Origin of the sequence: Leclercia sp. UBA5958 (assembly GCF_002430365.1) — a bacterium.
GTDB classification, from domain to species: domain Bacteria; phylum Pseudomonadota; class Gammaproteobacteria; order Enterobacterales; family Enterobacteriaceae; genus Enterobacter; species Enterobacter pneumoniae.
This window is the reverse complement of the sequence record NZ_DJCE01000004.1, coordinates 366,434-385,271: the sequence shown is the minus strand read 5'-3', so window position 1 is coordinate 385,271 and position 18,838 is coordinate 366,434. Positions and strand designations below refer to the sequence as shown.

Sequence of the window (18,838 nt, the reverse complement as noted above, 5' to 3'; positions counted from 1 at the left end):
AGTAGCCCATCCAACAAAAGGATTGCTGCTATAAAACCTCTCCGTTATGCCCCACCCTCCTCTTCCTTTTGGCGAGTGCAATTTTTTGAAATGACGCAAAAATGCCAGCCCCATCACCTTATTGAAACAGCGTTTCGACATCGATCACATTTCCATCATTAACCGAATGACGCGGAAATAAATAGCAATAAAATAAAATAAAACGATGTTTTAGTATTCAAGAAAGACAGTTCGTAAGTTTTGAAAACCAGACACTTCAGTGCGAGGTGCATTCTGAAAATACCCTATTAATCAGCATGTAATGGGTGACTAACCTTCGCATCGCCCTAAAAATTTTCCCTCATGCTAAGGAACACAGGCGTGAGAAGTCTTTACAAATGCAGATTCCGTTTTTTAAACCATTGATCGCCAGGTAGGTATGTATGAATGAAAACAAGCTGCTGGGGTTAGCATGGATATCGCCCTACATAATTGGGTTGATACTCTTTACTGCTTTCCCATTTGTTTCATCTTTCTTCCTCAGTTTTACTGATTACGATTTGATGAGCCCGCCGGTATTTAACGGCATTGAGAACTATCGCTACATGTTTACCGAAGACACCCTCTTCTGGAAATCCATGGGCGTGACCTTCGCGTATGTATTTTTAACCATCCCGTTAAAGCTGGCCTTTGCCCTTGGCATCGCTTTTGTCCTGAACTTTAAATTACGCGGCATTGGATTCTTCCGAACCGCTTACTATATTCCGTCGATCCTGGGCAGCTCCGTCGCGATTGCCGTTCTGTGGCGCGCCCTGTTTGCCATCGATGGGCTGTTAAATAGCTTTATCGGCGTATTTGGCCTCGATCCGGTCAACTGGCTTGGTGAGCCGTCGCTGGCGCTGATGTCCGTCACCCTGCTGCGCGTATGGCAGTTCGGCTCCGCGATGGTCATCTTCCTTGCCGCTCTGCAAAACGTGCCGCAATCCCAGTACGAAGCGGCAATGATCGACGGCGCATCTAAGTGGCAGATGTTCATGAAAGTGACCGTACCGCTGATTACCCCGGTGATCTTCTTTAACTTCATTATGCAGACGACCCAGGCGTTCCAGGAATTTACCGGGCCGTATGTCATCACCGGCGGTGGGCCGACTTACTCGACCTATCTGTTCTCGCTCTACATCTACGACACCGCATTCAAATACTTTGACATGGGTTATGGCGCCGCACTGGCCTGGGTCCTGTTCCTGGTCGTTGCTGTCTTCGCCGCTATCGCCTTTAAGTCTTCGAAATACTGGGTGTTCTACTCCGCCGATAAGGGAGGCAAAAATGGCTGATATTCAACAACTCTCCACGGCGAGAAGCATCGCAGAACGCGAGGTGGCCCGTACGCTGCGTCGTGAAAAAATTAGCGCCAGCATTCGCTATGTGATCCTGCTGTTTGTTGGCCTGCTGATGCTCTACCCACTGGTGTGGATGTTCTCGGCGTCGTTCAAACCGAACCACGAGATCTTTACCACCCTGAGCCTGTGGCCTGCCCATGCCACCTGGGATGGTTTTGTGAATGGCTGGAAAACCGGCACCGAGTACAACTTCGGTCATTACATGCTGAACACCTTTAAGTATGTGATCCCCAAAGTGATCCTGACCATTATCTCCTCCACCATCGTGGCGTACGGCTTTGCCCGCTTCGAGATCCCCTGGAAGAAGTTCTGGTTCGCGACGCTGATCACCACCATGTTGCTGCCAAGCACCGTGCTGCTGATCCCGCAGTACCTGATGTTCCGTGAAATGGGCATGCTGAACAGCTATATGCCGCTGTACCTGCCGCTGGCCTTCGCCACGCAAGGGTTCTTCGTCTTCATGCTGATCCAGTTCCTGCGCGGCGTGCCGCGAGACATGGAAGAGGCGGCGCAGATTGACGGCTGTAACTCTATTCAGGTGCTGTGGTACGTGGTGGTACCTATCCTGAAGCCGGCCATCATCTCCGTGGCACTGTTCCAGTTCATGTGGTCCATGAACGACTTTATCGGGCCGCTGATCTATGTCTACAGCGTGGATAAATACCCGATTGCACTGGCTCTGAAAATGTCCATCGACGTCACCGAAGGGGCGCCGTGGAACGAAATTCTGGCAATGGCGAGCATCTCCATTCTGCCATCCATCATTGTCTTCTTCCTGGCACAGCGCTACTTCGTACAGGGCGTAACCAGCAGCGGAATTAAAGGTTAAGAGGGAAATATCATGGCTGAAGTTATCTTCAACAAACTGGAAAAGGTTTACTCCAACGGCTTCAAAGCGGTACATGCTATCGACCTGAAAATCGCTGAAGGTGAGTTCATGGTGATCGTCGGCCCTTCCGGCTGCGCGAAGTCCACCACGCTGCGTATGCTGGCCGGTCTGGAGACCATTAGCGGCGGCGAAGTGCGCATCGGCGACAAGATCGTCAATAACCTGGCGCCAAAAGAGCGCGGGATTGCGATGGTGTTCCAGAACTACGCCCTTTACCCGCATATGACCGTGCGCGAAAACCTGGCCTTTGGCCTGAAGCTGAGCAAACTGCCAAAAACGCAAATTGAGGCGCAGGTGAATGAAGCGGCCAAAATCCTTGAACTGGAAGAGTTGCTGGATCGCCTGCCGCGCCAGCTCTCCGGGGGCCAGGCCCAGCGTGTGGCGGTAGGCCGTGCGATTGTGAAAAAGCCGGACGTGTTCCTGTTTGACGAACCGCTCTCCAACCTGGATGCCAAACTGCGTGCCTCAATGCGTATTCGTATTTCGGATCTGCACAAGCAGCTGAAGGCCTCCGGCAAACCGGCGACCACCGTCTACGTAACGCACGATCAGACCGAAGCGATGACCATGGGCGACCGCATCTGCGTGATGAAACTGGGTCATATCATGCAGGTAGATACCCCGGACAACCTCTACCACAAGCCGAAAAACATGTTCGTGGCCGGTTTTATCGGCTCGCCGGAAATGAACATCCGCGCCAGCAAACTGGTGCACCAGGACGGCCAGCTCGCCCTGACCATCGGCGACCAGACCATGCCGCTAAGCGCTGAACTGAAAGAGAAAGTCGAGAGCCACGTTGGCCAGGACATTTTCTACGGGATTCGCCCGGACTTTGTCTCGCTCTCTGATGAGCCCTTCCTTCAGGGCGGCTGCTGCGGCGAGATGGTTCGCGCCGAAAACATGGGGCACGAATTCTTTGTTTACCTGAAAGTCGCCGACTATGAACTGACAGCCCGCATTCCTTCCGACGAAGCTAAGCCCATGATTGAAAAGGGGCTTCATCGTAAGGTGTATTTTAAGTTCGACATGAATAAGTGTCATATCTTTGACGCGAAATCTGAACAGAACATCTCTCTCTGACTGGAGTTATAAAAATGAAAAAAGTGCTTTTAAGCGCAGCAATCTCCGCTACCCTGGGTCTGACTGCTTTGCCATCGATGGCGCAGGATGTTGATTTACGTATGTCCTGGTGGGGCGGTAATGGCCGCCATCAGGTGACGCTGAAGGCGATTGAAGAGTTCCACAAACAGAATCCGGACATCAACGTTAAAGCCGAATACACGGGGTGGGACGGACACCTCTCCCGTCTGACGACGCAAATCGCAGGCGGCACCGAGCCGGACGTGATGCAGACCAACTGGAACTGGCTGCCGATCTTCTCTAAGACCGGTGAGGGCTTCTACGATCTGAACAAAATGAAAGATGTGATCGACCTGGCGCAGTTCGATCCTAAAGAGCTGCAGTCCACCACGGTAAACGGCAAGCTGAACGGGATCCCTATCTCCGTGACCGCGCGCGTCTTCTATTTCAACGATGAAACCTGGAAAAAAGCCGGTGTCACCTACCCAAAAACCTGGGATGAGCTGATGGCGGCGGGTAAAACCTTCGAAAGCAAACTGGGCAAACAGTATTACCCGGTTGTACTGGAGCACCAGGACACCCTGGCGCTGCTGAACTCTTATATGACTCAGAAGTACAACATCCCGGCGGTTGATGAAAAGGCGAAAAAATTCTCCTACAGCAAAGAGCAGTGGGTGGAGTTTTTCCAGACCTACAAAAAGCTGGTTGATAGCCACGTGATGCCAGACACCAAATACTATGCCTCATTTGGTAAGAGCAACATGTATGAGATGAAGCCGTGGATCCAGGGTGAATGGGGCGGGACCTATATGTGGAACTCCACCATCACCAAGTATTCCGACAACCTGAAGCCACCGGCAAAACTGGAGCTTGGTAGCTACCCAATGCTGCCGGGCGCAACGGACGCGGGTCTGTTCTTTAAACCGGCACAGATGCTCTCCATCGGCAAATCGACGAAGAACCCGGAAGCGGCCGCTAAGTTGATTAACTTCCTACTCAACAGCAAAGAGGGTGTCCATACTCTGGGCCTGGAACGTGGCGTACCGCTGAGTAAAGCGGCAGTGCAGTACCTGACGGAAGACGGCACCATCAAAGAGAACGATCCTTCCGTAGCGGGTCTGCGCCTGGCGCAGTCACTGCCTGCCAAACTCTCTGTATCGCCATACTTTGACGATCCGCAGATCGTGGCGCAGTTCGGCACCTCTCTGCAATACCTCGATTACGGCCAGAAAACCGTGGAAGAGACTGCCGCTGACTTCCAGCGTCAGGCTGAACGTATTCTGAAGCGCGCCATGCGCTAACAAGGACTTACTTTGAATACCCTGACGCCTATGCGTTGGGGTATTTTTTTATGGAGAAAACACCATGAAAGGCAAAATCATCCCGCTGAGTTTTCAGACGCGTCAGGACAGTGAGACCGGACACGAGGTCATACGGATGACGCCCCCGCATATTATTTGCCACCGTAATTACTTCTATCAAAAGTGCTTCACCCGCGATAGCAGCAAACTGCTCTTTGGCGGCGCCTTTGAAGGGCACTGGAATTACTATCTGTTGGATATCCCCGGTCAGCAAGCCATGCAGCTCACCGAGGGGCCTGGAGATAACACCTTTGGCGGCTTTTTATCGGCTGACGATAAATCGCTCTGGTATGTCAAAGAGACCCGCGAACTCCGGCGCGTCGACCTGGAGAGCCTTGAAGAGTACGTGGTGTACGAGGTCGATGACGACTGGGTCGCCTACGGCACCTGGGTGGCCAACAGCGACTGCACGAAGCTGGTCGGGATTGAAATTAAAAAGAGCGACTGGCAACCCCTCACCGACTGGAGCAAGTTTCGGGCATTTTACTTCACTCAGCCGGAGTGCCGCTTAATCAATATCGATTTACGCACCGGCGAAAGGACAGTGATTTTGCAGGAGAAGCGCTGGCTTGGGCATCCCATTTATCGTCCGTTTGACGACAATACCATCGCTTTTTGCCATGAGGGCCCGCGCGATGCTATCGATGCGCGTATGTGGCTGATCAACCCCGACGGTCGCAACCTGCGCAAAGTGCGCCAGCACGCCGCAGGAGAGAGTTTTACCCATGAATTCTGGGTGCCGGACGGATCCGCTCTCTATTATGTGGCGCACAAAGAGCATGCAGCCCAGCGCTATCTGTGCAGTGCCGATCCTGCCACCTTAGAGAACCGCGAACTGATGGCCATTCCCCCCTGCTCTCATCTGATGAGCAACGACGATGGCTCGCTGATCGTCGGCGACGGCTCGCCGCACAACACGGGCGATATCAACCTGAACGATCCTTTTATCTGGGTATTCGATATTAAGAAGGGAACACAAAAAGCCATTTGCCAACATAACAGCAGCTGGAAAGTGCTGGACGGCGACCGTCAGGTGACGCATCCCCACCCCTCGTTCTCGCCGGATAATAAGTGGGTGTTGTACACCTCAGATACGGAAGGAATGCCTGCGCTCTATCTGTGTGCGGTTTAACTTGCTTGCCCCTCTCTATGCGAAAAAGAGGGGCAAACTGAACAGACATTACACGCCGATGTCGCGCAGTTTCTCTCCTGACATCAGTTTGCGTTCGATATGTTCCAGCGTCACCCCTTTGGTTTCAGGAATAAGCCAGAAGGTGATGCCAATAAAGGCCACGTTTAATGCCGTGTAGAGCCAGAACGTTCCCGCCGCACCAATGGCATCCAGCAATGTCAGGAAGGTTGCCCCGATGATCATGTTGGAGACCCAGTTAGTGGTGGTAGAGCAGGTGATGCCAAAGTCACGGCATTTCAGTGGCTGAATTTCAGAACATAAGATCCATACCACCGGCGCGGCGCTCATGGCATAGCCTGCAATACACATCATGGTCATGCCCACCGAAAGCCAGGAGAGCCCGCTCGATGCGGTACCGTTATCGAACTGCATCAGGCAGTAGCCGAGGATCAGCGTACCTATTGCCATCACGCTAAAGCCAATCTTCAGCGCCGGCTTACGCCCGGCTTTATCGACGGTGAACACGGCGATAAAGGTGGCAAACATAAAGGTCAGCCCGACCACCAGGGTAGCAATCATCTGCTGTTCTGTGGTAGTGAATCCGGCCATTTTGAAGATACGCGGGGCGTAATACATGATGATATTCATGCCGGTAAACTGCTGCATTGCCTGCAATAGCATGCCGAGGAATACCGCGCGGCGAACGTTGCGGTTAACCTTAAACAGCGACCAGCCGCCCTGCTTCAGCTTCAGACTTTCGCGGATCTCATTCAGCTCTTCGCGCGCTTTTTCAGAGGTGTCTCGCAGCATGCGTAGCACCTCTTCTGCCTCCACGTGGCGCCCTTTCTGCGCCAGCCAACGCGGGCTGTTCGGCAGGAAAATCACTAATACGATCAGCAGCAGCGCCGGTAACGCCAGCACCCCTAACATGGCGCGCCAGTTACCGCTGTAGCTAAAATAGGTATCCGACAGGAATGCCAGCACGATGCCCAGCGTCACCATCAGCTGATACATACTGATCATTTTCCCGCGCACGTTTTCACTCGCCATTTCCGAGAGGTAGAGCGGCGCCGTATAAGATGCAATCCCCACCGCCACGCCCAGCAGCACGCGGGCGAGCAACAGCACTTCAACCTGTGTGGCAAAGGCAGAGCCAACGGACCCGGCAACAAACAGAATTGCCCCCACCATCAGGCTGTATTTACGCCCCAGACGGAATGAGAGCCAGCCATTAAATAACGCACCTATCGCTGCGCCCAGCATCATGCTGCTCACTACCCACTCCTGCAGGCGGCTGCTGAGGGTGAAATGCTCGGTAATAAACGGCAACGCACCGGCGATCACGCCAATATCGAGCCCGAACAGCAGGCCTGCCACGGCAGCCGCAATCGAGACAAACTGATTCATGCGCCGGGTGTCGCGCAGCGCAGCCGGCATAAGGGTAGAGTCATTTATCGATGTCATAATTTCCTGCCAGAACCGAAAAATCGTTAACTGAAATTACGAGATAAGGGGAATAAGTGTCAGGCGGGAATGGGTGAAGTTATGGACTAATTAGCTATGGCATGGCGTTATGTGATGGACATTACAATTTCAAATGATTATGAAAAATCTTAATTTCCCGTTAATTAGCTAATAAATAAACAATAAATGTGTGACGCCTGTCGTGCCTGTTTTTTGAGTATGGATTAATTATCTTTCTTGATATGGATAATCAACATTACAGGCAAAAAAAACCTCCGCCCATGGGCAGAGGTTTTTTATAACGTGACGCGAAAATTAACGTGCCAGCCAGCCACCATCAACCGCAATGGTATAGCCGTTGATATAGTCAGATGCACCGGAGGCCAGGAATACCACCGGCCCCATCAGATCCGATGGCAGACCCCAGCGGCCTGCCGGAATACGCTCAAGAATGGCAGCACTGCGCTCTTCGTCAGCACGCAGCTGCTGGGTATTGTTGGTTGCCATGTAACCTGGCGCGATGGCGTTCACGTTAATGTTGTGCTGCGCCCATTCGTTGGCCAGCAGTCGGGTCACGCCCATTACGCCACTTTTCGATGCGGTGTAAGAAGGCACACGGATACCACCCTGGAAGGAGAGCATAGAGGCGATATTGATAATCTTGCCGCCGTTGCCCTGAGCGATAAAGTGCTTCGCCGCCGCCTGAGACATGAAGAACACACTCTTGATGTTCAGGTTCATCACGTCATCCCAGTCCTGCTCGCTGAAGTTAATCGCGTCTTCACGGCGAATCAGACCCGCGTTGTTTACCAGAATGTCGATTTTACCGAACTCAGCAACGGCGCGATCCAGCAGCTCAGGAATAGCGTCGATTTTACGCAAATCGGCAGTCAGGCTCAGGAAGCGACGACCCAGCGCAGTAACGCGCTCAATGGTTTCTGTCGGCTCAACGATGTTAATACCAACGATGTCGCAGCCCGCTTCTGCCAGACCTAACGCCATACCCTGGCCCAGCCCCGTGTCACAACCCGAAACAACGGCCACTTTACCTTGCAGAGAAAATGAATCCAGAATCATGTTTTTTCCTTAATCGTTCAGCGCCTGTCATAACAGGCAGAGTTATGCATAACTGCCCGCAGTTAGCGCAAATCTTTAACAGCGACGTGGTCCATGTCATCAAAGACCTGGTTCTCACCCACCATACCCCAGATAAAGGTGTATGCACGGGTACCAACGCCTGAGTGAATGGACCAGCTTGGCGAGATAACGGCCTGCTCGTTGTGCATCACGATATGGCGCGTCTCTTGCGGCTGTCCCATCATGTGGAATACGCAGGCGTCGTCTTCCATGTTGAAGTAGAAGTAAACTTCCATGCGGCGCTCATGGGTATGGCACGGCATGGTGTTCCAGAGGTTGCCCGGCTCAAGCTCGGTCAGCCCCATGCTGAGCTGGCAGGTTTCCAGCACATCGGGAACGAAATATTTATTGATGGTGCGACGGTTGCTGGTGAGGTTATCCCCCAGCGTGACCGGAGCGACGTCTGCCGGGGTCACTTTTTTGGTGGGATAGGTGGTATGCGCAGGGGCGCAGTTGTAGTAGAACTTCGCGGGTTTGCTGTTATCTACGCTGGCGAAGACCACCTCTTTGGCACCCTTGCCTACATACAGCGCGTCGCGATGACCAATTTCGTAGCACTGGCCATCTACGGTGATGGTACCTGGCCCACCAATGTTGATCACGCCCAGTTCGCGACGCTCGAGGAAGTAGCTTACGCCCAGCTGTTTGCCCACTTCGCCGCCCACGGAGACGGTTTTTGCCACCGGCATAATGCCGCCAACAATGATGCGGTCAATGTGGCTGTACACCATGGTGTACTCATCCGCGACAAACACTTTCTCAACTAAAAACTCATTACGCAGCCCCTGGGTATCCAGCGTTTTTGCGTGCGCACTGTGGATGCTTTGTCTGACTTCCACATTAACCTCCAACGTATTCTGGCTAGTTAGCCTGGATAATTAACAAAACGATGTTCCGTTTTCATGATGAGCACATATTATCTTCTGTGAAATGGGTTTTCAATTGTATTCGAAACGTTGTTTCACTTTTTCTGCATGTTAATCTCAGAAGTGTAGTTTCGATCACGATTGTCAGGCTAGCGGCCCTACAGCGCTGTTTAAGGTGGTTTTTAAATCACTTTAAAAACATGAAGATAGAATAGATAAGGGTTCTTACCAGGTTATTCAGCACAAAAATTATTATCAGCAATAACATGAAACTGAATGATACAAATGTCTCCATATTGTCCAGAAGTGCGCCACCAGTCACACACATTGAAACGATGTTTTGATAATTTAATACCCAGTTTTTAAACCATTATCTTCAGGGCCTTTGCCCTGCCGTCGACATCAAGGAGCGCATCATGGCAAAAGGTATGCGGGTCAAGCTGAACTATGACGTCAGCCGCGATCCGGATACAGGCGTGGAAGTCACCCGCCTGACCCCCCCGGAAGTAACGTGCCACCGTAACTACTTCTATCAAAAATGCTTTTTCAATGATGGCAGCCATCTGCTGTTTGCCGGAGAGTTTGACGGCCACTGGAACTACTACCTGCTGGATATCAACAAAGCCGAGGCCGTACAGCTGACCGAAGGGGCCGGTGATAACACCTTTGGCGGCTTCTTGTCACCCGACGATACTTCGCTCTACTACGTGAAGAACGATCGTACCCTGCGGGAAGTGAATCTGCGCACGCTCGACGAGCGTGAAATTTATCGCGTGAGCGATGACTGGGTCGGATACGGCACCTGGGTGGCGAACAGCGATTGCACGAAACTGGTTGGCATTGAAATCGCCAAAAGCGACTGGACGCCGCTCAATGACTGGAAGATCTTCCACGACTTTTTCCACAAAGGCCCACACTGCCGTCTGCTGCGCGTGGATCTGCAAACCGGCGAAAGCCGCGTCATCCATGAAGAGAAAAACTGGCTCGGTCACCCTATCTATCGTCCGTTCGATGACAACACCGTTGCGTTCTGCCACGAAGGTCCGCACGACCTGGTCGATGCCCGCATGTGGCTGGTCAACGAAGACGGAAGTCATGTGCGTAAAGTGAAGGAGCACGCTGAAGGCGAAAGCTGCACCCACGAGTTCTGGGTGCCAAACGGTTCTGCCCTGATTTATGTCTCTTATCTGAAGGGCGAACAGGGCCGCACGATTTATCGCTTCAATCCGGATACCGGCATTAATGAAACCGTGATGCAGATGCCCGCCTGTTCTCACCTGATGAGTAACTTTGATGGCACGCTGCTGGTAGGCGACGGCTCTGGTACGCCGGTGGATGTGAAAGACACCAGCGGCTATACCATCGATAACGATCCTTATCTGTATGCGTTCGACGTGGCGAAGAAAGGTTATTTCCGCATCGCGCGTCACGATACCTCCTGGGCCACGGTAGCAAATAGCCGCCAGGTGACCCATCCGCACCCCTCCTTTACGCCGGATGACAGTGCGGTCCTGTTTAGTTCCGATAAAGACGGTAAACCCGCTCTTTATATCGCGAAACTTCCTGAGCAACCTGAAATGTTGCAATATTAATTGAGTTAGTGTTTCTGTAACTGGCCTTGCCCTCCTTCGCGGAGGGCTTTTTTTATTTCTACAGCCACCCGCAAGATATTTCAGCCACAAAAAAGCCGGCGCATGAGCCGGCTTTTCTTTCCCTGATGCTGTCTGGTTAGAATGAATATGCCACACCTAAACGGAAACGGGTTTGACGTTCATCCGTTGTTTTAACACCGACGTTACCCACTTCAGCGTATGGCGCCCAGTTTTTATCCCACTTATATGCCAGCTTCACGTTATATTCTTGAGAATAATCTTTATTGTTATTGCGAATGGTGCCTTCAGAGCTTTTCGCATAAACATAATTGAGCTCGGTGCGCCAGTCGCCCATTACCCAACCGATCCACGCATCACCACGATTGACTTTATCGTCTTCACGGTCTGGCGTAGAAGGATAACGGTTATATTCATAACGGTAACGTGCGGCCATGTAGAATCCGCTATCAAAGCTATATTGCGCATGCAGATAAGGTTTATAGACGGTATTACTCTCTTTGCTTTCCAGCGTCAGGCCCGGCGTTATCGCAATATTCTTGTTTGCTTTCCAGCGCCAGCTAATTTGCTCTTCGTGGCCATTGCCCACGATATCTGCAAAAGGCTGATCGGCTTTATCACCACCTGATTTCCATTTCGCTTCAACAGAGAAACCAAAACCATTATCAAAACGATGTGATACGGACACGCGGTCTGCGTTAGTTCCTGTATCGATATACTCATGACGCAAATCTACGGTAACAGCCTGAGCCGCGAAAGACGCACCAATGAGAGAAGCAAGGACCAGAGATTTTTTAAACATGGGACACCCTCAATTAAAATGATGTTTCGTTTTTATGGAATTGAATTTTATTTTTTAAATAACGATATTTTAGTGATCCTGATCGTAATTATTTGTTTCATTTTTTTTGGCAACGATGGACGTGACAACCATCAACAAAAGAAGATGATTAAGGGGAAATTTAATGGTAAGGATCACAAAAGGAGGGTATTAACGCACGGGATTAATGACACTTAAATTATTAGAAAATTGAGAATTGACTTATGCGGATAAAAATAAGATTCATTTCACAAAAAAAGCCCCCAAAATTGGGGGCTGTGTAGCAGGAGATATTACTGCGCTGGGGTTATCTTTCGATGGCGAGCGCCACACCCTGGCCGCCGCCGATACATAATGTGGCCAGCCCTTTACGGGCATTGCGCTTCGCCATCTCATGAACCAGCGACACTAAAATACGACAGCCTGAAGCGCCAATAGGGTGACCGAGGGCAATTGCCCCGCCGTTAACGTTGACCCGGAGAGGATCCCACTCCAGCATCTTACCCACCGACAGCGCCTGCGCGGCAAAGGCCTCATTGACTTCAATCAGATCCACGTCGCTGAGTTGCCAGCCTGCACGCTCCAGACAGCGGCGGGTGGCATAGACCGGCGCAATCCCCATCAGGGCAGGATCGACCCCCACGCTGGCAAAGGCTTTTATACGCGCCAGCACCGGCAAATTCAGCTCTTCCGCTTTACTCTCACTCATCATCATCACCGCTGCAGCACCGTCATTGATTGACGACGCATTGCCGGCGGTCACGGAACCGAGCATTTCAAAGGCCGGAGCCAGCATAGCCAGCCCTTCGGCGCTGGCATCCACACGCGGTTGTTCATCGGTATCGACGATAAAGGGTTCGCCGCCAGCGCGGGTTGCGGCAACCGGTACAATCTCATCGCGAAAACGCCCGGAATCAATAGCCGCGCGGGCCTTTTGCTGAGAGCTGAGCGCATAGGCATCCTGTAACTCACGCGTGATGCCATATTCCCGCGCCAGGTTCTCTGCGGTCACGCCCATATGGTAATCGTTGAAGGCATCCCACAGGCCATCGTGCACCAGGCTATCGATAAGCTGACTGTTGCCGAGCTGCGCACCGGTGCGGCTGTCGGTCAGAACATGCGGGGCACGGCTCATGTTCTCCTGACCGCCCGCAATGACCACGTCGGCTTCGCCGCACTGGATCGCCTGCGTGGCCAGGTGCAGTGCCTTCAGGCCCGAACCGCATACGTCGTTAATGGTGATCGCCGAGACGGTATTCGGGAGTCCCCCTTTTAACGCCGCCTGCCGCGCGGGATTTTGCCCGGCTCCTGCGGTCAATACCTGACCGAGGATCACTTCATCAATTTCATGGGCAGCAACGCCGCTACGTGCCACCAGCGCGTTAACCACCACGCTACCCAGCTCAACCGCAGAGTGACGCGCCAACGCTCCCTGAAAACAGCCAATAGCTGTACGCAATGCACCCACAATGACGACGTCTTTCATCTCAACCTCTGCGCAAAATGACACCGGCAATAGTAGAGGATTGTTATCAACTATTAATGTAATTGTTTAAAAATAGTGAGTTTTATCACAAAGGATTTGTGGCTTAACGCCGCAGGACATTAAGAAGAGTAATCATTATCAAGGTAATTATAAGAGAACGTATTTGCATTATCTCAGCAGAAAGATAAGTTAGAAATTGCAAACACGCGTTCACACTGGAGTAACAAATGGTCGACTGTATCATTCCAGAAATAAAAGAATCAGAAGACGAAATTATTGCCATCCGCCGTTATTTACATGCCAACCCAGAATTAAGCCTCGAAGAGTTTAATACCAGTAATCTGGTTGCCCGCCAGCTAGCATCGTGGGGCTACCAGGTTACCCGTGATATCGGTAAAACCGGCGTTGTGGGTTCGCTCAGCAAAGGCCAGGGCAGTAAAACTATCGGCCTGCGGGCCGATATGGATGCGCTGCCGATTTTTGAAACCACCGACCTCCCCTGGGCCAGTACCGTACCCGGCAAAATGCACGCCTGCGGTCACGACGGACACACCGCCATTTTACTGGCGACGGCAAAATACCTCGCCTCAGACGCCTGTCAGTTTAACGGCACAGTGCACCTTATTTTCCAGCCGGCCGAAGAGGCAATTGGCGGGGCGGATTTAATGATTAAGGATGGGTTGTTTGACCGCTTCCCCTGCGACCGAATTTTTGCCCTGCACAATATGCCCTGGCTGCCGACCGGTAAATTCGGCTTCTATGAAGGCAACTTTATGGCCTCTGCCGATACCGTCAAAATTACCCTTAACGGCTACGGTGGACATGGCGCGCACCCTGAGCGTAGCGTCGATCCCATTCTGACGGGCGCCGCGTTGGTGATGGCGTTGCAAAGCATTGTTTCGCGAAACGTACCGCCGGGAGAAACCGCCGTCGTTACCGTAGGGACCTTCAACGCGGGTATTGCTTCCAACGTGATCCCGGATAGTGCCCAGATGGAACTGACAGTACGTTCCATGAAACCGGAGATCCGTGAGCTACTGATTCGCCGTATTAAAGAGATTGCCGATCTCACCGCCCGTAGCTATGGCGCCCGCTGTGAAATCGAGATTTATGACTCCTACCCGGTATTAATTAATGATGCCGAACAGACTGCTTTTGCCCGCCAGCTGGCCATCGAGTTTTTTGGTCAGGATGCAGTGCTGGATAGCGTATCGCCTTCTAACGGCAGCGAAGACTTCGCTTTTATGTTGCAGGAACGCCCTGGCAGCTATTTCTTACTCGGCAACGGCGAGAAAGGGGAGAAAGGCGGCTGCATGGTGCATAACCCGGGCTACGACTTTAATGACGAAATCATCACCACGGGTGCCTCTTTCTTTGCCCGTTTAGTGGAAAACTATTGCCGTTAAGAGAGTACATAAAAATGAAAAAATATTTATTACCGCTGCTGGCATTGATGGCTGCCTCATCCGTGTTCGCGGGTGAGACCCGGGAGCTCCGCTTTGGCGTAGATCCGACCTTCGCCCCTTTTGAGTCGAAAAATCCTCAGGGCGACGTGGTTGGGTTTGATATCGATCTGGGTAATGCGATTTGCGCAAAGTTACAGGCGAAATGCGTCTGGGTAGAAAATAATTTCGACGGGATTATTCCCTCCCTGAAGGCGCGTAAATTCGATGCCATTTTATCGGGGATGTATATCACCGAGAAACGCAAAGAGCAGATTGCCTTCAGCGACAAGATATACAGCGGACCCGCTTTCCTGGTCGCCCGTAAAAATAGCCTGCCCGACAACAGTCTGGACCAGCTGAAAGGTAAAACCATTGGCGTTGAGCAGGGTTCCGCCCAGGAGACTTACGCCAACCAGAAGTGGCGCGGTGAGGGAGTTAACGTGGTGGCGTATCAGGGGGCCGACCAGGTTATCCGCGATCTCGAATCCGGGCGAATTGACGGGGCTGTCCTCTCGGGCGTTATGGCTGAGTACAGTTTTCTGAGCAAACCCCAGGGCAAGGCATTTGGTTTTGTTGGCGGCGCGCTTCAGGACGATGCCCTGTTTGGCGCCGGGGCGGCCATTGGTCTACGTAAAGAGGACGATAAGTTGCGCCAGGAGCTGAACGGGGCGATTGCCGCGATCCTGGCGGATGGTACCTACAAAAAGCTCGCCGACCGCTATTTCAGTTTTGATATCTATACCGGTAAGTAATGTTTTCCCGCTCGTCACAAACGAATGGGCGGGCCTTTTCTGCCGGACGATGTCCCGGGATCGGCCTTCTCCTGTAAGTAATGCCGCAGCCAGTTCCCCGCCATTCCCGGCGGGGAACGTTTATTCCATACCACATCAATGGCCACCGATCGCGGCCATCCTGCGACATTGAGCTGCACCAGGGTTTTTGCCGGCGCGAACTCCTCTACCAGCGCGCAGGGTAATTCGCACCAGCCGAAGCCCTGTACCGCCATGCTGAGCAACATCAGATAGTTAGGTGCAGACCAGACCGGTCCCTGAGCCAGCGCTGGCTGGCGCTCCAGATAGGTGTTCAGGCGCAGCTCTCGCCAGCCGTGCAGTTCATCGGCATTGATGCGCGTCTGCGCCGCCAGAGGGTGGCCGGCAGAGGTATATATCGCCATGTGCGTCTGCATGGGCAGGCGGGTGGCACCAATATCGGTAGGATAGTGCTCACGCGCCTCGGTCAGGCCAATCTGCGCCCGCTCTTTTTGCAGCAGATCGATCACGTCCTCTTCTTCCCCAATCAGACATTCGAATTCGGTGTGCGGAAAGCGCTCGTCAAAACGGTAGAGCATCTCTTCAAGCACATCCGGGTGCAGGGTGTCAGAAAGTACAAAGGTCAGCCGGGGTTCAGTTTCATCGCTGAGCGAGACCGCCAGTTCATCGAGACGAGCGCTGGCGGCCAGGATCGACTGGACATAGCCCAGCACCTGCCTTCCCTGAGCAGTCAACACCGGCTGTCGTGCACTGCGATCAAACAGTGTAAAACCGAGATCGTCCTCCAGGTGGGCGATGGCCGTGCTGATAGTGGACTGACTTTTTCGTAGACGGCGGGCCGCAGCGGAGAAGGATCCCGCCGCCACCGTCTCGACAAACGCCGTTAATGCTTCAGGAGAGTAGCGCATGGTGTATCTACTTTATCGATGGAATCCAACTTTTATATATCAGTTTAAACGATAAAAATAGCGACATTATTTTGCCCATACAGGCACGCTAACGAGGTATCAGGTTATGCAGCACAACGATGTTCAACGCAGAAAACTGCCGGAACGCATCTTTCACGCCGTCTGTTTTGAGGGGATTGCCACGGCGATCCTCGCGCCGACAACCGCCTGGCTGATGCAGCGCCCGGTGCTGGAGATGGGAGGATTAACCCTGCTTCTCGCCACCACCGCGATGATCTGGAACATCATTTATAACGCCGGGTTCGACGCACTGTGGCCCCGGCATAAGGTGCCGCGCACGACCAAAGTGCGCGCCCTGCACGCGCTCGGTTTTGAAGTCGGATTTATATTTATCGGCGTCGGTATCGTATCGATGGTGCTGGGCGTGAGTCTGCTTCAGGCGTTTATGTTAGAGATAGGGTTCTTCATTTTCTTCCTGCCCTACACCATGTTCTATAACTGGGCATACGACACGCTACGCGATCGTATTATCCGCCGCCGCGAGCTGCGACGCGCCGCAGCAAACTAACGTCCCCACCGGCCGGAAATGCTTTCCGGCCCCGCTTACCTAACGTCAACTGCGCCGTCTCCCCATAATTATGGTAAATTAGTCTCCTTTTTGTTGTTTTTATAGTTGATACGTTTTTCTAATGTCGAAAATTTGGTCTAAAGAAGAGACCCTCTGGAGCTTTGCCCTGTATGGCACTGCCGTGGGCGCAGGAACCCTGTTCTTGCCTATCCAGCTCGGGTCCGCAGGCGCTATCGTCCTGTTTATCACCGCTCTTGTGGCCTGGCCACTCACTTACTGGCCTCATAAAGCACTGTGCCAGTTCATCCTCTCCTCAAAGACAAAAGGCAATGAAGGGATCACCGGTGCGGTAACGCACTACTACGGAAAGACGATCGGCAATCTGATCACCACGCTCTATTTCGTGGCTTTCTTTGTGGTCGTGCTGATCTATGCCGTGGCGATCACCAATTCGCTTACTGAACAGCTGGCAAAACGCATGACGGTAGACCTTACCGTGCGGGTGCTGGTGAGCCTTGGCGTGGTACTGGCCCTTAACCTCATCTTCCTGATGGGACGTCATATCACTCTGCGGGTAATGGGTTTTCTGGTCTTCCCGCTGATCGCCTATTTTCTGCTGGTCTCGATTTATTTGACCGGCAGCTGGCAACCCACCCTGCTCACCAACCAGATGAGCTTCGATAAACAGACGCTGCATCAGGTGTGGATATCGATCCCGGTCATGGTATTTGCCTTTAGCCACACGCCGATCATTTCAACCTTTGCCGTTGACCGTCGGGAAAAGTATGGCGATGCCGCCATGGGACACTGTACCCGCATCATGAAGGTGGCCTATTTGATCATCTGCCTGAGCGTGCTGTTCTTTGTCTTTAGTTGTCTGCTGTCGATTCCGCCGGCCTATATCGTGGCCGCCAAAGAGCAAGGCGTGACCATTCTCTCTGCGCTGTCGATGATGCCTTCATCGCCGTCCTGGCTGGGTATTTCCGGGATTGTGGTCGCCATTGTGGCGATGTCGAAATCCTTCCTTGGCACCTATTTTGGCGTGATCGAGGGGGCGACGGAGATAGTGAAATCGTCGTTGAACCAGGTGGGGGTCAAGAAAAGCCGGGCCTTTAACCGCGCGCTCTCTATTATGATCGTGTCGTTGATTACGTTCGTGGTGTGCTGCATTAATCCGAACGCCATTTCGATGATTTATGCCATTAGCGGGCCGCTCATCGCCATGATTTTGTTCATCATGCCGACGTTATCAACCTACCTGATCCCGTCCCTGAAACCCTACCGCTCGGTGGGCAATCTGCTGACGCTGATTGTCGGCGTGATGTGCGTATCGGTGATGTTTATCGCCTAAATCGCCATGCCATAGACGTGCAGCACGCTGGTCTGGTCCGGCGTGCTGAACACGTCGTCGCGCAGATGGCGCATGCCCTGCGCTTCATAAAACCGCCTTGCCCTTTCGTTGCCCTGCAATACCTCAAGACAAAAGTAGCGACTGCCGCTGGCTTTCGCGCGGGTTAACACCTCTGTAAAGAGTAATTGTCCAAAGCCATGACCGGTGGCGGCCTGGGTGAAATAGAGTTTATTCAGCAGCGTACCCGGCTCCGCGGGCTGCTGTTGCCGGGTGTATTTTGCAAAACCGATGGGCTTATCGGTGATGGCCAGCAGCCAGCGCACATCAGGGTCGTTCAGGCTGGCCGTAAGGGTCGAGACAGAATACTCCTCCTCCAGCCATGCCAGCATCGCCTGTTGCGAATGCCAGTAGTGGGCAAAGTGGCTAAGGTAGGTTGTTTTGCCTAATGCGGATAGCACGGCGATATCCTCAACCGTGGCTTCTTTGATCTGTAAATCCATGCTTCCCCCTGATATCCCTGAAAGAGTACCGGGGGGCATAGCACTGAGGCAACTATCAGATTTTGCAGGATA

At 52.6% G+C, this 18,838-nt stretch carries 17 protein-coding genes; 10 read left to right on the top strand and 7 right to left on the bottom strand.

The window, feature by feature from the left end:
- Positions 1–422: 422 nt before the first annotated feature.
- From B2Q93_RS06360 to B2Q93_RS06340, 5 genes are all read left to right on the top strand, one after another.
- A complete protein-coding gene (locus B2Q93_RS06360) occupies positions 423–1,313 on the top strand; it encodes a carbohydrate ABC transporter permease (RefSeq protein WP_040074179.1) in 891 nt (296 codons plus the stop codon).
- Entirely contained in the window at positions 1,306–2,208 is a 903-nt protein-coding gene (locus B2Q93_RS06355) for a carbohydrate ABC transporter permease (RefSeq protein ID WP_040074178.1), read from the top strand. Before B2Q93_RS06360 ends, B2Q93_RS06355 begins: the two co-directional genes overlap by 8 nt.
- A 12-nt stretch (positions 2,209–2,220) precedes the next feature.
- Entirely contained in the window at positions 2,221–3,348 is a 1,128-nt protein-coding gene (locus tag B2Q93_RS06350) for an ABC transporter ATP-binding protein (protein WP_046887096.1), read from the top strand.
- Positions 3,349–3,362: 14 nt separating this feature from the next.
- Positions 3,363–4,649, top strand: coding sequence for an ABC transporter substrate-binding protein (locus tag B2Q93_RS06345; RefSeq protein ID WP_207292350.1), 1,287 nt, complete (start codon positions 3,363–3,365; stop codon positions 4,647–4,649).
- Between the two features lie 64 nt (positions 4,650–4,713).
- On the top strand, positions 4,714–5,841 hold the full coding sequence (locus B2Q93_RS06340; RefSeq protein ID WP_046887098.1) for an oligogalacturonate lyase family protein: 1,128 nt from the start codon (positions 4,714–4,716) through the stop codon (positions 5,839–5,841).
- A gap of 48 nt (positions 5,842–5,889) precedes the next feature.
- Here the strand turns inward: B2Q93_RS06340 and araE are convergent, their stop codons facing one another.
- From araE to kduI, 3 genes are all read right to left on the bottom strand, one after another.
- A complete protein-coding gene (araE, locus tag B2Q93_RS06335) occupies positions 5,890–7,305 on the bottom strand; it encodes an arabinose-proton symporter AraE (RefSeq protein WP_040074173.1) in 1,416 nt (471 codons plus the stop codon).
- 315 nt (positions 7,306–7,620) lie between these two features.
- A complete protein-coding gene (kduD, locus tag B2Q93_RS06330; protein ID WP_040074172.1) occupies positions 7,621–8,382 on the bottom strand; it encodes a 2-dehydro-3-deoxy-D-gluconate 5-dehydrogenase KduD in 762 nt (253 codons plus the stop codon).
- 62 nt (positions 8,383–8,444) lie between these two features.
- Entirely contained in the window at positions 8,445–9,281 is an 837-nt protein-coding gene (gene kduI, locus B2Q93_RS06325) for a 5-dehydro-4-deoxy-D-glucuronate isomerase (protein WP_040078401.1), read from the bottom strand.
- Positions 9,282–9,724: 443 nt separating this feature from the next.
- Here kduI and B2Q93_RS06320 point away from each other — a divergent pair, with 443 nt between their 5' ends.
- On the top strand, positions 9,725–10,900 hold the full coding sequence (locus tag B2Q93_RS06320; protein ID WP_286932251.1) for an oligogalacturonate lyase family protein: 1,176 nt from the start codon (positions 9,725–9,727) through the stop codon (positions 10,898–10,900).
- A gap of 136 nt (positions 10,901–11,036) precedes the next feature.
- Here the strand turns inward: B2Q93_RS06320 and B2Q93_RS06315 are convergent, their stop codons facing one another.
- Both B2Q93_RS06315 and B2Q93_RS06310 read right to left on the bottom strand, forming a co-directional pair.
- The gene (locus B2Q93_RS06315; protein ID WP_040074170.1) at positions 11,037–11,720 is read right to left on the bottom strand and encodes an oligogalacturonate-specific porin KdgM family protein; all 684 of its coding nucleotides are present in this window, start codon (positions 11,718–11,720) and stop codon (positions 11,037–11,039) included.
- A gap of 325 nt (positions 11,721–12,045) precedes the next feature.
- Entirely contained in the window at positions 12,046–13,224 is a 1,179-nt protein-coding gene (locus tag B2Q93_RS06310; RefSeq protein ID WP_286932250.1) for an acetyl-CoA C-acetyltransferase, read from the bottom strand.
- Between the two features lie 227 nt (positions 13,225–13,451).
- On the opposite strand from B2Q93_RS06310, the gene B2Q93_RS06305 reads away from it, so the two are divergent.
- A complete protein-coding gene (locus B2Q93_RS06305) occupies positions 13,452–14,630 on the top strand; it encodes a M20 aminoacylase family protein (protein ID WP_040074164.1) in 1,179 nt (392 codons plus the stop codon).
- Between the two features lie 14 nt (positions 14,631–14,644).
- Complete coding sequence (locus tag B2Q93_RS06300) at positions 14,645–15,421, top strand: ABC transporter substrate-binding protein (RefSeq protein WP_286932249.1); 777 nt, start codon at positions 14,645–14,647, stop codon at positions 15,419–15,421.
- Between the two features lie 14 nt (positions 15,422–15,435).
- Here B2Q93_RS06300 and B2Q93_RS06295 read toward each other — a convergent pair whose 3' ends face one another.
- The gene (locus tag B2Q93_RS06295) at positions 15,436–16,347 is read right to left on the bottom strand and encodes a LysR family transcriptional regulator (RefSeq protein ID WP_046887105.1); all 912 of its coding nucleotides are present in this window, start codon (positions 16,345–16,347) and stop codon (positions 15,436–15,438) included.
- Between the two features lie 106 nt (positions 16,348–16,453).
- On the opposite strand from B2Q93_RS06295, the gene B2Q93_RS06290 reads away from it, so the two are divergent.
- Together B2Q93_RS06290 and B2Q93_RS06285 are read left to right on the top strand one after the other, a co-directional pair.
- Positions 16,454–16,915 carry a multidrug/biocide efflux PACE transporter gene (locus B2Q93_RS06290; protein WP_046887106.1) on the top strand — a complete coding sequence of 154 codons (462 nt, stop codon included), beginning with the start codon at positions 16,454–16,456 and terminating at the stop codon, positions 16,913–16,915.
- 121 nt (positions 16,916–17,036) lie between these two features.
- Positions 17,037–18,266 carry an amino acid permease gene (locus B2Q93_RS06285; protein WP_046887107.1) on the top strand — a complete coding sequence of 410 codons (1,230 nt, stop codon included), beginning with the start codon at positions 17,037–17,039 and terminating at the stop codon, positions 18,264–18,266.
- Here the strand turns inward: B2Q93_RS06285 and B2Q93_RS06280 are convergent.
- Positions 18,263–18,766 carry a GNAT family N-acetyltransferase gene (locus B2Q93_RS06280; RefSeq protein WP_046887108.1) on the bottom strand — a complete coding sequence of 168 codons (504 nt, stop codon included), beginning with the start codon at positions 18,764–18,766 and terminating at the stop codon, positions 18,263–18,265. The genes B2Q93_RS06285 and B2Q93_RS06280 overlap by 4 nt on opposite strands.
- Positions 18,767–18,838: the final 72 nt, after the last annotated feature.

Bases quoted from the DNA above. Each gene is read 5' to 3' on its own strand.
- B2Q93_RS06360 (WP_040074179.1), top strand. From the start codon at position 423: ATGAATGAAAACAAGCTGCTGGGGTTAGCATGGATATCGCCCTACATA.
- B2Q93_RS06355 (WP_040074178.1), top strand. From the start codon at position 1,306: ATGGCTGATATTCAACAACTCTCCACGGCGAGAAGCATCGCAGAACGC.
- B2Q93_RS06350 (WP_046887096.1), top strand. From the start codon at position 2,221: ATGGCTGAAGTTATCTTCAACAAACTGGAAAAGGTTTACTCCAACGGC.
- B2Q93_RS06345 (WP_207292350.1), top strand. From the start codon at position 3,363: ATGAAAAAAGTGCTTTTAAGCGCAGCAATCTCCGCTACCCTGGGTCTG.
- B2Q93_RS06340 (WP_046887098.1), top strand. From the start codon at position 4,714: ATGAAAGGCAAAATCATCCCGCTGAGTTTTCAGACGCGTCAGGACAGT.
- araE (WP_040074173.1), bottom strand. From the start codon at position 7,305: ATGACATCGATAAATGACTCTACCCTTATGCCGGCTGCGCTGCGCGAC.
- kduD (WP_040074172.1), bottom strand. From the start codon at position 8,382: ATGATTCTGGATTCATTTTCTCTGCAAGGTAAAGTGGCCGTTGTTTCG.
- B2Q93_RS06320 (WP_286932251.1), top strand. From the start codon at position 9,725: ATGGCAAAAGGTATGCGGGTCAAGCTGAACTATGACGTCAGCCGCGAT.
- B2Q93_RS06315 (WP_040074170.1), bottom strand. From the start codon at position 11,720: ATGTTTAAAAAATCTCTGGTCCTTGCTTCTCTCATTGGTGCGTCTTTC.
- B2Q93_RS06310 (WP_286932250.1), bottom strand. From the start codon at position 13,224: ATGAAAGACGTCGTCATTGTGGGTGCATTGCGTACAGCTATTGGCTGT.
- B2Q93_RS06305 (WP_040074164.1), top strand. From the start codon at position 13,452: ATGGTCGACTGTATCATTCCAGAAATAAAAGAATCAGAAGACGAAATT.
- B2Q93_RS06300 (WP_286932249.1), top strand. From the start codon at position 14,645: ATGAAAAAATATTTATTACCGCTGCTGGCATTGATGGCTGCCTCATCC.
- B2Q93_RS06295 (WP_046887105.1), bottom strand. From the start codon at position 16,347: ATGCGCTACTCTCCTGAAGCATTAACGGCGTTTGTCGAGACGGTGGCG.
- B2Q93_RS06290 (WP_046887106.1), top strand. From the start codon at position 16,454: ATGCAGCACAACGATGTTCAACGCAGAAAACTGCCGGAACGCATCTTT.
- B2Q93_RS06285 (WP_046887107.1), top strand. From the start codon at position 17,037: ATGTCGAAAATTTGGTCTAAAGAAGAGACCCTCTGGAGCTTTGCCCTG.
- B2Q93_RS06280 (WP_046887108.1), bottom strand. From the start codon at position 18,766: ATGGATTTACAGATCAAAGAAGCCACGGTTGAGGATATCGCCGTGCTA.